The sequence below is a fragment of the Pseudomonas sp. TE6283 genome (assembly GCF_054060555.1).
In genome coordinates this window covers 197263-212239 of sequence record NZ_JBSSDH010000003.1, presented here as the reverse complement: position 1 = coordinate 212239, position 14977 = coordinate 197263, and the positions used below count along the sequence as shown (strand labels likewise).

At 64.1% G+C, this 14977-nt stretch carries 14 protein-coding genes; 4 read left to right on the top strand and 10 right to left on the bottom strand.

Annotated features, from left to right (window positions below):
* Positions 1 to 11: 11 nt before the first annotated feature.
* From ACVWZ5_RS06460 to ACVWZ5_RS06445, 4 genes are all read left to right on the top strand, one after another.
* Positions 12 to 1076, top strand: a complete 1065-nt coding sequence (locus tag ACVWZ5_RS06460; protein ID WP_096048634.1) for an imelysin family protein — start codon at positions 12 to 14, stop codon at positions 1074 to 1076.
* A gap of 2 nt (positions 1077 to 1078) precedes the next feature.
* A complete protein-coding gene (locus tag ACVWZ5_RS06455) occupies positions 1079 to 2176 on the top strand; it encodes a DUF1513 domain-containing protein (RefSeq protein WP_062572923.1) in 1098 nt (365 codons plus the stop codon).
* Between the two features lie 167 nt (positions 2177 to 2343).
* Complete coding sequence (locus ACVWZ5_RS06450) at positions 2344 to 3486, top strand: efflux RND transporter periplasmic adaptor subunit (protein WP_084941931.1); 1143 nt, start codon at positions 2344 to 2346, stop codon at positions 3484 to 3486.
* A 13-nt stretch (positions 3487 to 3499) separates the two neighbouring features.
* Complete coding sequence (locus tag ACVWZ5_RS06445) at positions 3500 to 6547, top strand: multidrug efflux RND transporter permease subunit (protein ID WP_062572921.1); 3048 nt, start codon at positions 3500 to 3502, stop codon at positions 6545 to 6547.
* A 326-nt stretch (positions 6548 to 6873) separates the two neighbouring features.
* On the opposite strand, the gene hisC is transcribed toward ACVWZ5_RS06445, so the two are convergent.
* The 10 genes from hisC to ACVWZ5_RS06395 form a co-directional block, all read right to left on the bottom strand.
* Entirely contained in the window at positions 6874 to 7923 is a 1050-nt protein-coding gene (gene hisC, locus ACVWZ5_RS06440; protein ID WP_062572920.1) for a histidinol-phosphate transaminase, read from the bottom strand.
* A gap of 2 nt (positions 7924 to 7925) precedes the next feature.
* On the bottom strand, positions 7926 to 9248 hold the full coding sequence (gene hisD / locus ACVWZ5_RS06435; protein WP_457340476.1) for a histidinol dehydrogenase: 1323 nt from the start codon (positions 9246 to 9248) through the stop codon (positions 7926 to 7928).
* Between the two features lie 126 nt (positions 9249 to 9374).
* Positions 9375 to 10010 (bottom strand): ATP phosphoribosyltransferase, encoded by a 636-nt coding sequence (hisG, locus tag ACVWZ5_RS06430; protein WP_457340475.1) that lies wholly within the window; start codon positions 10008 to 10010, stop codon positions 9375 to 9377.
* 85 nt (positions 10011 to 10095) lie between these two features.
* Complete coding sequence (gene murA / locus ACVWZ5_RS06425) at positions 10096 to 11361, bottom strand: UDP-N-acetylglucosamine 1-carboxyvinyltransferase (protein ID WP_062572918.1); 1266 nt, start codon at positions 11359 to 11361, stop codon at positions 10096 to 10098.
* Positions 11362 to 11384: 23 nt separating this feature from the next.
* A complete protein-coding gene (locus tag ACVWZ5_RS06420) occupies positions 11385 to 11624 on the bottom strand; it encodes a BolA family protein (RefSeq protein WP_028689666.1) in 240 nt (79 codons plus the stop codon).
* A 118-nt stretch (positions 11625 to 11742) separates the two neighbouring features.
* Positions 11743 to 12045 (bottom strand): STAS domain-containing protein, encoded by a 303-nt coding sequence (locus tag ACVWZ5_RS06415; protein WP_062572917.1) that lies wholly within the window; start codon positions 12043 to 12045, stop codon positions 11743 to 11745.
* On the bottom strand, positions 12042 to 12695 hold the full coding sequence (locus ACVWZ5_RS06410; protein ID WP_457340474.1) for an MlaC/ttg2D family ABC transporter substrate-binding protein: 654 nt from the start codon (positions 12693 to 12695) through the stop codon (positions 12042 to 12044). Before ACVWZ5_RS06410 ends, ACVWZ5_RS06415 begins: the two co-directional genes overlap by 4 nt.
* Before the next feature lie 9 nt (positions 12696 to 12704).
* Positions 12705 to 13190 (bottom strand): outer membrane lipid asymmetry maintenance protein MlaD, encoded by a 486-nt coding sequence (gene mlaD / locus ACVWZ5_RS06405; protein WP_062572915.1) that lies wholly within the window; start codon positions 13188 to 13190, stop codon positions 12705 to 12707.
* Positions 13190 to 13987: a lipid asymmetry maintenance ABC transporter permease subunit MlaE gene (gene mlaE, locus ACVWZ5_RS06400; RefSeq protein WP_028689662.1), complete on the bottom strand. Its 798-nt coding sequence runs from the start codon at positions 13985 to 13987 to the stop codon at positions 13190 to 13192. Before mlaE ends, mlaD begins: the two co-directional genes overlap by 1 nt.
* Entirely contained in the window at positions 13987 to 14796 is an 810-nt protein-coding gene (locus ACVWZ5_RS06395) for an ATP-binding cassette domain-containing protein (RefSeq protein WP_062572914.1), read from the bottom strand. The genes mlaE and ACVWZ5_RS06395 overlap by 1 nt, the downstream gene beginning before the upstream one ends.
* Positions 14797 to 14977 lie beyond the last annotated feature (181 nt).

Below are 14977 nucleotides of genomic sequence, written 5' to 3'. Positions count from 1 at the left end.
AGGAGCCGGGCATGTTCCGACCCAAACTGTTGTTCACCAGCCTCGCCGCACTTGCCCTCGGCGCCTGCTCGCCGCAAGATCCGCAGGCGGTGACCTCCGCTGCCATCGCCAAGCAAGTGATCCTGCCGACCTACAGCCGCTGGGTCGAGGCCGACCGGCAGCTGGCCGCCAGCGCCCTGGCCTACTGCGAAGGAAAACAGTCCCTGGAGACCGCCCGCGCCGACTTCCTCAACGCCCAGAAGGCCTGGGCCGAGCTGCAGCCGTTGCTGGTCGGCCCGCTGGCCGAGGGCAACCGCCCGTGGCAGGTGCAGTTCTGGCCGGACAAGAAGAACCTGGTCGGTCGCCAGGTCGAGCAGCTGGTCAACGGCGAACAGGCGGTCACCGCCGAGTCGCTGGGCAAGGCCAGCGTGGTGGTGCGTGGCCTGTCGGCCTACGAATACATCCTGTTCGACAGCAAGCCGGACATCGCCAGCGCCGAGCAGAAAGCCCGCTACTGCCCGCTGCTGGTTGCCATCGGCGAACACCAGAAGGCCCTGGCCGAGGAAATCCTCAAGGGCTGGAACAGCACCGACGGCATGCTGTCGCAGATGACCAAGTTCCCCAACCAGCGCTACGCCGACTCCCACGAGGCGATCGCCGACCTGCTGCGGGCCCAGGTCACCGCCCTGGACACCCTGAAGAAGAAACTCGGCGCGCCGATGGGCCGCCAGAGCAAGGGGATCGCGCAGCCGCTGCAGGCCGAGGCCTGGCGCAGCCACTCGTCGATCAAGAGCCTGGAAGCCTCGCTCAAGGCCGCCCAGACGGTCTGGGTCGGGGTCGACAACCAGGGCCTGCGCGGCCTGCTGGGCAAGGATCAGGCGGCACTGGCGCAAAAGATCGACGACGCCTACGCTGCGGCGATCAAGCTGCTGGCCGACAACCAGAAGACCCTGGGCGAGCTGCTGGCCGACGACGCCGGCAAGCAGACCCTCAACCAGATCTACGACGCGCTCAACGTCGTCCACCGCCTGCACGAAGGCGAGCTGGCCAAGGCGTTGAACATCCAGCTGGGCTTCAATGCCAACGACGGTGACTGATCATGCTGCGACGCCAGGCCCTGAAACTCGGTAGCGTGTTGCTCAGCGCCCTGACCCTGGGCGGCTGGAGCCTGTTCCGCGGCAAAGGCAGCGAACCGTTGCTGCTGTCGGCGCGCGACGACGGCGACGGCAAGCACTACGCCGTGGGCTTTCGCCTGGACGGCACCCAGGTATTCAGCACCCAGGTGGCCCAGCGTTGCCATGCGATCATCAACCACCCGACGCTGCCGATCGCCTTGTTCGTCGCGCGCCGCCCCGGTACCGAGAGCTACCTGGTCGACCTGCGCGACGGCCGGCTGCTGCAGACCCTCGCCTCGCAACCGCAGCGGCACTTCTACGGCCATGCGGTGATCCACAAGGACGGCGAGTGGCTGTACACCACCGAGAACGACACCACCGACCCCGGTCGCGGCGTGCTGGGCGTCTATCGGTTCGAAGGCGAACGTCTGGTGCACAGCGGCGAGCTTTCCACCCACGGCATCGGCCCCCATGAGGTGGCCTGGCTGCCCGATGGCGAGACCCTGGTGGTGGCCAACGGCGGTATCCGCACCGAGGCCGAAAGCCGGGTGGAGATGAACCTCGACGCCATGGAGCCGAGCCTGGTGCTGATGCAGCGCGACGGCACCCTGCTGAGCAAGGAGACCCTGGCCCAGCAGATGAACAGCGTGCGCCACCTGGCGGTGGGCGACGATGGCACCATCGCCGCCTGCCAGCAGTTCATGGGCGGCTCCGAGGAGACCGCCGAACTGCTGGCGATCAAGCGTCCGGGGGAGCCGTTCAAGGCCTTCCCGGTGCCGGAGCGCCAGCTGCAGTCGATGGCCCAGTACACCGCCAGCGTCGCCATCCACAGCGACCTGCGCCTGGTGGCCCTGACCGCGCCACGGGCCAATCGCCTGTTCATCTGGGACCTGGACAGCGGCGCGGTGAAGCTCGATGCGCCGATGCCCGATTGCGCCGGGGTCGGGGCGGTGAAGGATGGTTTCGTCGTTACCTCCGGGCAGGGGCGTTGCCGGTTCTACGATTGCCGCAAGGCGCAGCTGATCGGCCAGCCGATGAACTTGCCTTCAGGCTTCTGGGATAACCACCTGCATCTGGTCTGATTTGTCGTAAAAACTATCGCGGTGCGACTTGCACCGCGATTTGGCCGGCACAAGTTTGTCCCTCCTCTTTTCCAGAAAAGCGACAATACTTTCCCCCAGCGCACGTGGGCCGGATCGCCTGTGGTCGTGCCCAGTGAAAAACAAACCCACCTCCAGGGAACCGGACCATGTTGCGCCGCCGCATGCTGATCATGTTGGCCGTCGTCCTGCTGATCGTATTGATCCTGGGGGGCACCAAGGCCTTTTCCATCTACAAGCAGGTGCAGATGTTCTCGCAGCCCCGGCCGCCGGTCAGCGTGGCCGCGGCGCAAGCCGAGCTGCGCCAATGGCAGGAGCGCCTGCCAGCGGTTGGCAGCCTCAAGGCCTATCAGGGCGTTGAACTGAGCCTGGAAGTCGCCGGTACGGTGAAGTCGCTGCACTTCGAATCCGGGCAACAGGTGAAAGCCGGCCAGTTGCTGCTGCAACTGGACAGCGACCAGGAAACCGCCCTGCTCGGCACTGCGCAGGCCGACCTGGGGCTGGCCAAGGTCGACTTCGGCCGGGGTAGCCAGTTGGTCGGCGATTCGGCCATCTCCCGCGGCGAGTTCGACCGCCTGACCGCCCAGTACCGGCGTAACCAGGCAGTGGTCGAACAGCTCAAGGCCGCGCTGGCGAAAAAGAGCATCAGCGCCCCGTTCAGCGGCACCATCGGCATTCGTCAGGTGGACGTCGGCGCCTACCTGGCCAGCGGTACGGTGATCGCCACCTTGCAGGATCTCTCAAGCCTCTATGTCGACTTCAATGTGCCCGAGCAGGCGCTGCCGCACCTGAGCCTGGGCCAGCGAGTACTGGCACAAGTGGCCGCCTACCCCGACCAGACCTTCTCCGCCAGCCTCAGTGCGATCAACCCCAAGGTCGAGGAAAGCACCCGCAACCTGCTGGTCCGCGCCACCCTGGCCAACCCCGAAGGCAAGCTCCTGCCGGGCATGTTCGCGAGCCTTCAAGTGCTGTTGCCCGACCCGCAGCCGCTGGTGGTGGTGCCGGAGAACGCCATCACCTATACCCTCTACGGTAATTCGGTGTACCGGGTCAGCGAGAAAAAGGGCGAGGACGGCCAGCCCCAGCGTGACGCCAACGGCCAGCCAAAGCTGATTGCCGAACAGCTCACCGTGCAGACGGGCGAGCGCCGTGAAGGCTGGGTCGTGGTGCTCAAGGGGCTGCAGGCCGGCGATCAGGTGGTCACTGCCGGCCAGCTCAAACTGAGCCCCGGCGCGGCGATCCGCATCAGCGCCGACAACGCCCTCAAGCCCGCCGCGCCCGGCGCGAAGTGAACGGGAGGCGGCCATGGCGTTCACCGACCCGTTCATCCGCCGCCCGGTGCTGGCCTGCGTGGTCAGCCTGCTGATCCTGCTGCTCGGCCTGCAGGCTTGGAACAAGCTGCAGATCCGCCAGTACCCGCAGATGGAAAACGCACTGATCACCGTCACCACCGCCTACCCTGGGGCCAATGCCGAAACCATCCAGGGCTATATCACCCAACCCTTGCAGCAGAGCCTGGCCAGTGCCGACGGCATCGACTACATGACCTCGGTGAGCCGGCAGAACTTTTCGGTGATCTCGGTCTACGCGCGAATCGGCGCCGACACCGACCGCCTGTTCACCCAGTTGCTGGCCAAGGCCAACGAGGTGCGCAACAAGCTGCCCCAGGACTCCGAGGACCCGGTGCTGAGCAAGGAGGCCGCCGATGCCTCGGCGCTGATGTACATCAGCTTCTACAGCAACGAGATGAGCAACCCGCAGATCACCGACTACCTGTCCCGGGTCATCCAGCCCAAGCTGGCCACGCTGCCCGGCATGGCCGAGGCCGAGATCCTTGGCAACCAGGTGTTCGCCATGCGCATCTGGATCGACCCGGTGAAGCTGGCCGGCTTCGGCCTGTCGGCGGTGGACGTGACCAACGCCGTGCGCCGCTACAACTTCCTCTCCGCCGCCGGTGAGGTGAAGGGCCAGTACGTGGTCACGAGCATCAACGCCACCACCGAGCTGAAATCCGCCGAGGCCTTTGCCGCCCTGCCGGTCAAGACCAGTGGCGACAGCCGGGTGTTGCTGGGCGATGTGGCGCGGGTGGAAATGGGCGCGGAAAACTACGACACGGTCAGTTCGTTCGACGGCACGCCGTCGGTGTACATCGGCATCAAGGCCACGCCGGCAGCCAACCCGCTGGAGGTGATCAAGGAGGTGCGGCGGATCATGCCGCAGCTCGAGGAGGCGCTGCCCGCCAGCCTCAAGGTGTCCATCGCCTACGACGCCACCCTGTTCATCCAGGCGTCCATCGACGAAGTGATCAAGACCCTCGGCGAAGCGGTGCTGATCGTCATCGTCGTGGTGTTCCTGTTCCTCGGCGCCCTGCGCTCGGTGGTGATCCCGGTGGTGACCATCCCGCTGTCGATGATCGGCGTGCTGTTTTTCATGCAGATGATGGGCTACTCGCTGAACCTGCTGACGCTGCTGGCCATGGTGCTGGCCATCGGCCTGGTGGTGGACGACGCGATCGTCGTGGTGGAAAACATCCACCGTCATATCGAGGAGGGCAAGTCGCCCTTCGACGCAGCCCTGGAAGGTGCCCGCGAGATCGCCCTGCCGGTGGTGTCGATGACCATCACCCTGGCCGCGGTGTACGCGCCCATCGGTTTTCTCACCGGGTTGACCGGTGCCCTGTTCAAGGAGTTCGCTCTGACCCTGGCCGGGGCGGTGGTCATTTCCGGCATCGTCGCCCTCACCCTGTCACCGATGATGTGCGCCCTGCTGTTGCGCCACGAGCAGAACCCCAGCGGCCTGGCCCATCGCCTGGACCTGATCTTCGACGCGCTCAAGGTGCGCTACCAGCGCCTGCTGCACGGCACCCTGAACAGCCGCCCGGTGGTGCTGGTGTTCGCCGTGCTGATCCTGTGCCTGATTCCGGCCTTGCTGATGTTTACCCGCAACGAACTGGCGCCGGAGGAGGACCAGGGGGTGATCTTCATGATGAGTAGCTCGCCGCAGACCGCCAACCTGGACTACCTCAACGCCTACACCGACCAGTTCACGCCGATCTTCAAGCGCTTCCCCGAGTACTACTCGTCGTTCCAGATCAACGGTTTCAACGGTGTGCAGAGCGGGATCGGCGGCTTCCTGCTCAAGCCCTGGAACGAGCGCGAGCGCACGCAGATGCAGTTGTTGCCGCTGGTGCAGGCGGAGCTTGAGCAGATTGGCGGGCTGCAGATCTTCGGCTTCAACCTGCCGTCGCTGCCCGGCACCGGCGAGGGCCTGCCGTTCCAGCTGGTGATCAACACCGCCGGTGACTACCCGGCCCTGCTGGAGGTGGCCCAGCGGGTCAAGGAGCGCGCCCAGGCGTCGGGCAAGTTTGCCTTCCTCGATATCGACCTGGCCTTCGACAAGCCGGAGGTGGTGATCGACATCGACCGCGCCAAGGCGGCGCAGATGGGGGTGTCGATGGACACCCTGGGCAGCACCCTGGCGACCTTGCTGGGCGAGGCCGAGATCAACCGCTTCACCCTGGAGGGCCGCAGCTACAAGGTAATCGCCCAGGTCGAGCGCCCATACCGGGCCAACCCTGGCTGGCTGAACAACTACTACGTGAAGAACGAGCAGGGCCAGCTGCTGCCGCTCGCGACCCTTATCACCCTCAACGACCGTGCCCGGCCGCGCCAGCTCAACCAGTTCCAGCAGTTGAACTCGGCGATCATCCAGGGGGTGCCGCTGGTGAGCATGGGCGAGGCCCTGGAAACCGTGCGCGCCATCGCTCGCGAGGAGGCGCCCGAGGGCTTCTCGCTGGACTATGCCGGGGCGGCGCGGCAGTTCGTCCAGGAGGGCAGTGCGTTGTGGGTGACCTTCGGCCTGGCGCTGGCGATCATCTTCCTGGTGCTGGCGGCGCAGTTCGAGAGTTTCCGGGATCCGCTGGTGATTCTGGTAACGGTGCCGTTGTCGATCTGTGGGGCGCTGTTGCCTCTATTCCTGGGAGTTTCGAGCATGAACATCTATACCCAGGTGGGGTTGGTGACCCTGATCGGGCTGATCACCAAGCACGGGATTCTTATTGTCGAGTTTGCCAATCAGCTACGGGATGAGCGGGGGCTGGGCGTACGGGAGGCGATCGAGGAGGCCGCCGCGATTCGCCTGCGGCCGGTGCTGATGACCACGGCGGCCATGGTGTTTGGCATGGTACCCCTGATTTTGGCCTCCGGGGCCGGGGCGGTCAGCCGGTTTGATATCGGGATGGTGATAGCTACCGGGATGTCGGTTGGGACATTGTTTACGTTGTTTGTTTTGCCTTGCATTTATAGTGTTTTGGCGCATAAGGGGGGGCACGGTATTGTTGATGTTCGCGGGTGATTGTTTTGGTTTTTTATGCGCATTCGTAGAATATATCGACATTTAGTCACCTTTTCGCCTTTACGGCGACCTACTTTTCTCTAGGGAAAAGTAGGCAAAACCGTTCCGCTCCGTTCATCCGGCCCCTGCGCTTCGCTCCGGAGCGAAGCGCAGGGCCAGATGAATGGAGCGATGTACGGGCGGAAAGGTGAATAAGCGTCGACATCACAAATGAATGCGTATACAACTTCCAAAACCACCAAACAACAACAACAACAACAACAACAAGGGGCGAATCAGAAGTCAAAATAACCAACCCCAATTCGCCCCCTGTCAAACCCCTGAAATCAATTCAAGGCATCAAGCAAAGCCTGGTTCATCTCCGGCGTCCCAACGGTAATCCGCAGGAACTGCGCAATCCGCTCCTGCTTGAAGTGCCGAACAATCACCCCCTGCTCACGAAGGCGCGCCGCGATCCCGGCAGCATCCTGCCCGGGATGCCGGGCGAAGATGAAGTTCGCCGCCGAAGGCAACACCTCGAACCCACGCGCCACCAACTCGGCAACCAGCACGTCCCGGCTTTCGATAACCTTGCGACAGGTCTGATCGAAATACGCACGGTCATCGAACGCCGCCGCCGCCCCGACAATCGCCATGCGATCCAACGGATAGGAGTTGAAGCTGTTCTTGATCCGCTCCAACGCCTCGATCAGGTCAGGATGACCAACCGCCAACCCAACCCGAAGCCCCGCTAGCGAACGCGACTTGGACAAGGTCTGGGTCACCAACAGGTTGTCATAGCGATCGACCAGGCTGATGGCCGTCTCGCCCCCGAAATCGATGTAGGCCTCGTCAACCACCACCACCGAATCCCGGTTGGCCTGCAGCAGTTGCTCGACCGCCTCAAGCGGCAACAGGCAGCCAGTCGGCGCATTCGGGTTGGGGAAGATGATCCCGGCATTGGGCCTGCTGTAGTCCGAAACCCGGATCTGGAACTGCTCATCCAGCGCCACCTGCTCGAACGCGATACCGTACAGGCCGCAATACACCGGGTAGAAGCTGTAGCTCACGTCCGGGAACAGCAGCGGCCCACGATCATGCTGGAACAGGCCGTGGAAGATGTGCGCCAGCACCTCGTCCGAGCCGTTGCCGACGAATACCTGCGCCGGCGTCACGCCGTAATACTCGGCCACCGCCTGCTTGAGCCGGTCACCGTTCGGGTCCGGATACAGCCGCAGGTTGTCGTTGAGCTCGCCACGCATGGCCTCCAGCGCCTTGGGCGACGGACCATACGGGTTCTCGTTGGTGTTCAGCTTGACCAGCCGCGCCAGCTTCGGCTGCTCGCCCGGCACGTAAGGCACCAGGTCCTTGACGAAGGGACTCCAGAAACGACTCATGCTCAGTTCCCCTTCTCGTTGAGGATGCGGTATTCGGCGCTGCGCGCGTGGGCGGTCAGCGATTCGCCCCGGGCCAGCACCGAAGCGGTGTGACCCAGCTCGGACGCGCCCTGCTCGGAGCAGAAGATGATCGACGAACGCTTCTGGAAGTCATACACGCCCAGTGGCGAAGAGAAGCGCGCGGTGCCGGAAGTCGGCAGCACGTGGTTGGGGCCGGCGCAGTAGTCGCCCAGCGCCTCGCTGGTGTGGCGGCCCATGAAGATCGCGCCGGCGTGGCGGATCTGCGGCAACCAGGCCTGTGGATCAGCCACCGACAGCTCCAGGTGCTCGGGGGCGATGCGGTTTGCCACCTCGATGGCCTGCTGCATGTCACGCACCTGGATCAGCGCGCCTCGGCCGTTGATCGACTTCTCGATGATCTCGGCGCGCTCCATGGTCGGCAGCAGCTTGCCGATGCTGGCGGCCACCCGATCGAGGAACTCGGCATCCGGGCTAACCAGGATGGCCTGGGCGTCCTCGTCGTGCTCGGCCTGGGAGAACAGGTCCATGGCGATCCAGTCCGGATCGGTCTGGCCGTCGCACACCACCAGGATCTCCGAAGGGCCGGCGATCATGTCGATGCCGACCTGGCCGAACACATGGCGCTTGGCGGTGGCCACGTAGATATTGCCCGGACCGACGATCTTGTCGACTTGCGGCACGCTTTCGGTGCCGTAGGCCAAGGCCGCGACCGCCTGGGCGCCACCGAGGGTGAACACCCGGTCGACCCCGGCGATGCAGGCCGCGGCCAGCACCAGCTCGTTGACCTCGCCACGCGGGGTCGGCACGACCATCACCACCTCGGCCACACCGGCGACCTTGGCCGGAATCGCGTTCATCAGCACCGACGACGGGTACGATGCTTTTCCGCCCGGCACGTACAGGCCGGCGCGGTCAAGCGGGGTAACTTTCTGGCCGAGCACAGTGCCGTCGGCCTCGGTGTACTGCCAGGAATCCTGCTTTTGCCGTTCGTGGTAGATACGCACACGGTTGGCGGCTTTTTCCAGGGCTTCGCGCTGCACCGGAGTAATGCGGGTCAGGGCCAGCTCCAGGCGCTCGCGGTCGAGGATCAGGTCATCGATACCCTTGGCATCCACACCGTCGAAACGCTGGGTGAACTCCACCAACGCCGCATCGCCGCGCTCGCGCACGGCCTTGATGATGTCGAGCACGCGCTGGTTGACCGCGTCATCGGACACGCTTTCCCAGCTCAGCAGATGATCCAGATGTCGGGCGAAATCCTGGTCAGCGGCGTTGAGACGGGCAATTGCAGTGGACACGGTCATGGCGAGGGCCTCGTTATTAGCGGATGTTCAGGCGCCCTAAAGCTACCACTCCATCCGCGCGGGCACCTGAGAAAATTGGCTATGACGCGGATAGACGGGCGCGACAGCGGAGGTCGCGCGCAGAGGTCAGCCGCGGTGTCGCGATTCGACGGCGTTGCGCAGGGTGTCGATCAGGCTCTGGATACGGGCGTGCTGCATTTTCATGGAAGCCTTGTTGACCACCAGGCGCGAGCTGATCGTGGCGATCAGTTCCTGGGGCTCGAGGCCGTTGGCGCGCAGGGTATTACCGGTGTCGACCACGTCGATGATCTTGTCGGCGAGGTTGATCAGCGGCGCCAGCTCCATGGAGCCATACAGCTTGATGATGTCGACCTGGCGGCCCTGCTCGGCGTAGTAGCGCTTGGCTACATTGACGAACTTGGTGGCCACGCGCAGGCGGCCCTTGGGCTCGGGCGTGCCGGTTACGCCGGCGGTCATCAGCTTGCACTGGGCGATCTGCAGGTCCAGGGGCTCGTACAGGCCCTGGCCGCCGTATTCCATCAGCACGTCCTTGCCGGCCACACCGAGGTCGGCGGCGCCATGCTCGACATAGGTCGGCACGTCGGTGGCACGCACGATGAGCAGGCGGACATCATCCTGGGTGGTCGGGATGATCAGCTTGCGGCTCTTGTCCGGATTCTCGGTCGGCACGATACCGGCTTCGGCCAGCAGTGGCAGGGTATCGTCGAGAATCCGGCCTTTGGATAGCGCGATGGTCAACATTGGAACGTCGGTCCTTAAGCAGCTATAGCCAGCCGGGCACAGCCCGGCCGCATAAAATTCGGGGCGCGTCCCTGCGCCATGCAGACTAGCCCGGTACGCGACGGATCTTCGCGCCCAGCATCTGCAGTTTTTCCTCGATGCATTCGTAGCCACGGTCGATGTGGTAGATGCGGTCGATCAGGGTGTCGCCTTCAGCGACCAGCGCCGACAGTACCAGGCTGGCGGAAGCGCGCAAGTCGGTGGCCATCACCGGAGCACCTTTGAGCGCCTTGACGCCAGTGACGATGGCGGTGTTGCCCTCGACCTGGATCTGCGCGCCCATGCGGTGCATCTCGTAGACATGCATGAAGCGGTTTTCGAAGATGGTCTCGATCACCGCGCCGGTGCCTTCGGCGATGGCATTGAGCGAGATGAACTGCGCCTGCATGTCGGTCGGGAACGCTGGGTACGGGGCGGTACGCAGGTTCACGGCCTTCGGACGCTTGCCGTGCATGTCCAGCTCGATCCAATCTTCACCGGTGGTGATATCGGCGCCGGCTTCCTTGAGTTTCTCGAGGACGGCTTCGAGGATGGTCGGATCGGTGTCCTTGACCTTGACGCGGCCGCCGGTCACGGCAGCGGCGACCAGGTAGGTGCCGGTTTCGATACGGTCAGGCATGACCCGGTAGTTGGCCGAGTGCAGGCGCTCGACGCCATCGATGGTGATGGTGTCGGTGCCAGCGCCCTGGATCTTCGCACCCATGGCGATCAGGAAGTTGGCCAGGTCGACCACCTCCGGCTCGCGGGCGGCGTTCTGCAGCACGCTGCGGCCCTTGGCCAGGGCGGCGGCCATCATGATGTTCTCGGTACCGGTGACGCTGACGGTGTCGAAGAAGAAGTGCGCGCCGCGCAAGCCGCCCTCGGGTGCCTTGGCTTTGATGTAGCCGCCTTCGACGTCGATTTTCGCACCCATGGCCTCCAGGCCGCGGATGTGCAGGTCGACCGGACGCGAACCGATGGCGCAACCGCCCGGCAGCGCCACTTCGGCCTCACCGAAGCGGGCGACCATCGGACCGAGCACAAGGATCGAGGCGCGCATGGTCTTGACCAGCTCATAGGGCGCGACCAGGGTCTTGATGCTGCGCGGATCGATTTCCACCGAGAGCTTCTCGTCGATCACAGGCTCGATGCCCATGCGACCGAACAGCTCGATCATGGTGGTGATGTCGTGCAGGTGCGGCAGGTTGCCGACCGTGACCGGACCATCGGCCAGCAGGGTGGCCGAGAGAATCGGCAGGGCAGCGTTCTTCGCGCCGGAAATGCGGATCTCGCCGTCGAGGCGCGGGCCGCCAGTGATAATCAGTTTGTCCATACGTATCTCGCCGCCAAGTTGGCTCAGGTGCGCTCAGCCCAGGCTGCGCTGCTGAAGAATTTCATGGTTACCGCGTGAATGCTGCCGTTGGCGATCCACGGATTGAGGTGAGCATAGATCGCCTGCTGGCGCTTGACCGGGCTCTGGCCGGCCAGCTCGTCGCTGATCACGTTCAACTGGAAGTTGCAGCCTTCGCCTTCAACTTCGACCCGGGTTCCCGGCAATTTCTCTTCCAGAAAGCTTTTGACTTCTACGGCCTGCATGCTCAACCTCGATCGGCGCCCAACGCGCGCGGGTCGGCCATCATACAAAAAAGCCCCTCGCCTGCGAAGCCCATGAGTGGGCGCGCTGACCGAGGGGCCTTTGGCGAACGGCAGGGCATCAGCCTGCCAGCACTTCATCGAGGTCATAGACCCCGGCGATTTCCCGCATATCCTCAGGGATACCGCGCAGTTCCCAGGTCTTGCCGGCCGCCTGCGCATCGCGCATGAAGCCCAACAGCAACGACAGGCCGACGCTGCTGGACTTCTCCACCGCGGAGCAGTCGAGCACCAGGCGTGGCTCACGGCACGCCGCGACCAGCGCCTTGCCCTGCTTGCGCAGGGCCGGACCGCTGCGATAGTCCAGCACGCCGGCCAGGGCGAGGACGCCCGGCTCTGCCATGCTCACGGCGGCGTCACTCATTTGACTTCCTTATCCGGCGAGCTGTCCGCCGCTTCCTTGGCCTTGGCCACTTCGCCGGCCCAGCCGTCGATGGTCTTGTCCAGGTTGTTGCCGTTGCGCTGCATGGCGTCCTGGAACTGGTCGCGGAACAGCTTGCCGATGTTGATGCCGTTGACGATGACGTTGCGCACCTTCCACTCGCCCTTGAGCTTCTGCATGGTGTACTGCACCGGATAGACCGCGCCGTTGGTGCCGGTGATCTTCATGCCGACGCTGGTGCGGTCGCCGTCCTCGGCCTTGGCCGGGTCGACGGTGATCCCTTGGTTGTTGTACTCCAGCAGGGCGTTGCCGTAGAACTGCATCAGGCTGCGCTTGAAGTTCTCCTGGAAGCGCTGCATCTGCTCGGGCGTCGCCTTGCGCGAATACTTGACGGTCATGATGCTCCTGGAAATGCCGTCGGCATCGACCACCGGGCCGAGGTTGCTGTTGAGCGCGTTGTAGAACGCCTCGGGGTTGGCCTTGTACTGCTCCTTGTTGGCCTTCAGGTCGCTGAGCAGCTGCGTGGTGGTGCCCTGGATCACATCACGGGCGGATTGCCCCGGCGCCGCCAGGGCCAGCAAGGGGAAGGCCGCCAGCAGAACCAGCAGGCCACGTCGCAGGATCGAAATCATGGAAACTCCTTAATTAGCCGGTTGTGCTTCTTTCGGTTCCTTGCCCACCGAGTTGAGCAGGAACTTGCCGATCAGGTCTTCCAGCACCAGCGCCGACTGGGTGTCGTGGATGGTGCTGCCGTCCTTGAGTACCGCCTCCTCGCCACCCACGCTGATGCCGATGTACTTCTCGCCCAGCAGGCCTGCGGTCAGGATCGAGGCAGTGGAGTCGGTCGGCAGGTTGTCGACATGCTTGTCCAGCTGCAGCGTGACCCGACCGGTGTAGGAATCGCGGTCCAGATCGATGGCCGTGACCTTGCCGATGGTCACACCGGCCATGGTCACCTTAGCTCTGACCGTCAAACCGGCGATATTGTCGAAGTACGCATAAACTTTGTACGTGTCGCTGCTCGGGCTGGCCGACAGCCCGCTGACACGCAGGGCCAGCAGCAGCAGCGCCAGGATCCCGGCCAGGAGGAACAGGCCGACACCGATTTCCAGGGTGCGGTTTTGCATCAGAAATCTCCAAACATCAAGGCGGTCAGAATAAAGTCCAGACCCAGGACTGCCAACGAGGCATAGACCACGGTCTTGGTGGTGGCACGGCTGATCCCTTCTGAAGTGGGCTCACAGTCGTACCCCTGGAATACGGCGATCCAGGTGACGACGAAGGCGAACACCAGGCTCTTGATCAGCCCGTTGATCACGTCGTCGCTGAACGAAACGCTGTTCTGCATGTTGGCCCAGAACGAACCTTCATAGACGCCCAGCCAGTCCACGGCGACCCACGAGCCACCCCAGATGCCGACCACGCTGAAGATCAGCGCCAGCAGCGGCAGCGAGATGAAACCGGCCCACAGCCTGGGGGCGACGATGTACTTGAGCGGGTCGACGCCGATCATCTCCAGGCTCGACAGCTGCTCGGTGGACTTCATGTTGCCGATCTCGGCGGTCAGCGCGGAGCCCGCGCGGCCGGCGAACAGCAAGGCGGTGACCACCGGCCCCAGCTCGCGCAGCAGGGTCAGGGCGACCATTTGCCCCACAGCCTGCTCCGAGCCGTACTTGGTGAGGATGCTGTAGCCCTGCAGGGCCAGTACCATGCCGATGAACACGCCGGACACGACGATGATCGCCAGCGACAATACGCCCACCGAATACAGTTGCTTGACCAGCAGCTGGAAACCGCCGCCGATGCCGCTGCGCCCACCCAGCGAATGGCCGAGGAACAGGCACGAGCGTCCCAGCACAGCCAGTACATCGATGGCCGAACGGCCGAACAGACGGATACGTTCGAGTAAGGATTTTCTGCGCATCAACGCGCCCCCAACAGATCGGCGCGGTAGTCAGGCGCAGGGAAGTGGAAAGGTACCGGGCCGTCCGGGTCGCCTTTCATGAACTGGCGGATGCGCGGGTTGTCCGAGCCCATCAGTTCGTCCGGCGTGCCCTGCCCCAGCACCTGGCCGTCGCCAACCACATAGATGTAGTCGGCGATGCTCGCGGTTTCCGCGAGATCGTGGGAAACCACGATGCTGGTGATGCCCAGGGCGTCGTTGAGCAAGCGGATAAGACGCACCAGCACGCCCATGGCGATGGGGTCCTGGCCGACGAACGGTTCGTCGTACATGAGGATCTGCGGATCGAGGGCGATCGCCCGTGCCAGTGCCACGCGGCGCTTCATGCCGCCGGACAACTCGTCGGGCATCAGGTCGATGGCGCCGCGCAAGCCCACGGCCTGCAGCTTCATCAACACGATGTCACGGATCATCTCGTCCGACAGCTGCGTATGTACCCGCAGCGGGAAGGCCACGTTCTCGAACACATCCAGGTCGGTGAACAGCGCACCGCTCTGAAAGAGCACGCCCATCTGCTTGCGCGCGTCGAACAGGTCGCTGCGCGACAGCGCGGGCAGGTTCTGCCCGTTGACCCAGACCTCGCCCCCAGACGGGCGCAACTGCGCGCCCATCAGGCGCAGCAAGGTGGTCTTGCCGCATCCCGAAGGCCCCATGATGCCGGTGACCTTGCCGCGGGGAATGCGTATGTCCACGTTGCTGAAAATGCTGCGCGAACCGCGCTTGAAGGTGACACCCTTCAACTCGACCGCGTAGGCGCTATCCACACTCATCTAGACTCCTTGCTAGTGCAGCCTCGTCATGTGGACGCCTGCCTTCATCTTGAAGGCACACAGGTCCCCTGCGGGCCGAATAGCGGCGAACTATAGCACCGCTGATAGGCCCGCCCCAAGGGCGTCCCCCCACTCGTTCAGGCCGCAGACAGGCTGGTGCGGCATCCATATGACATTCGAA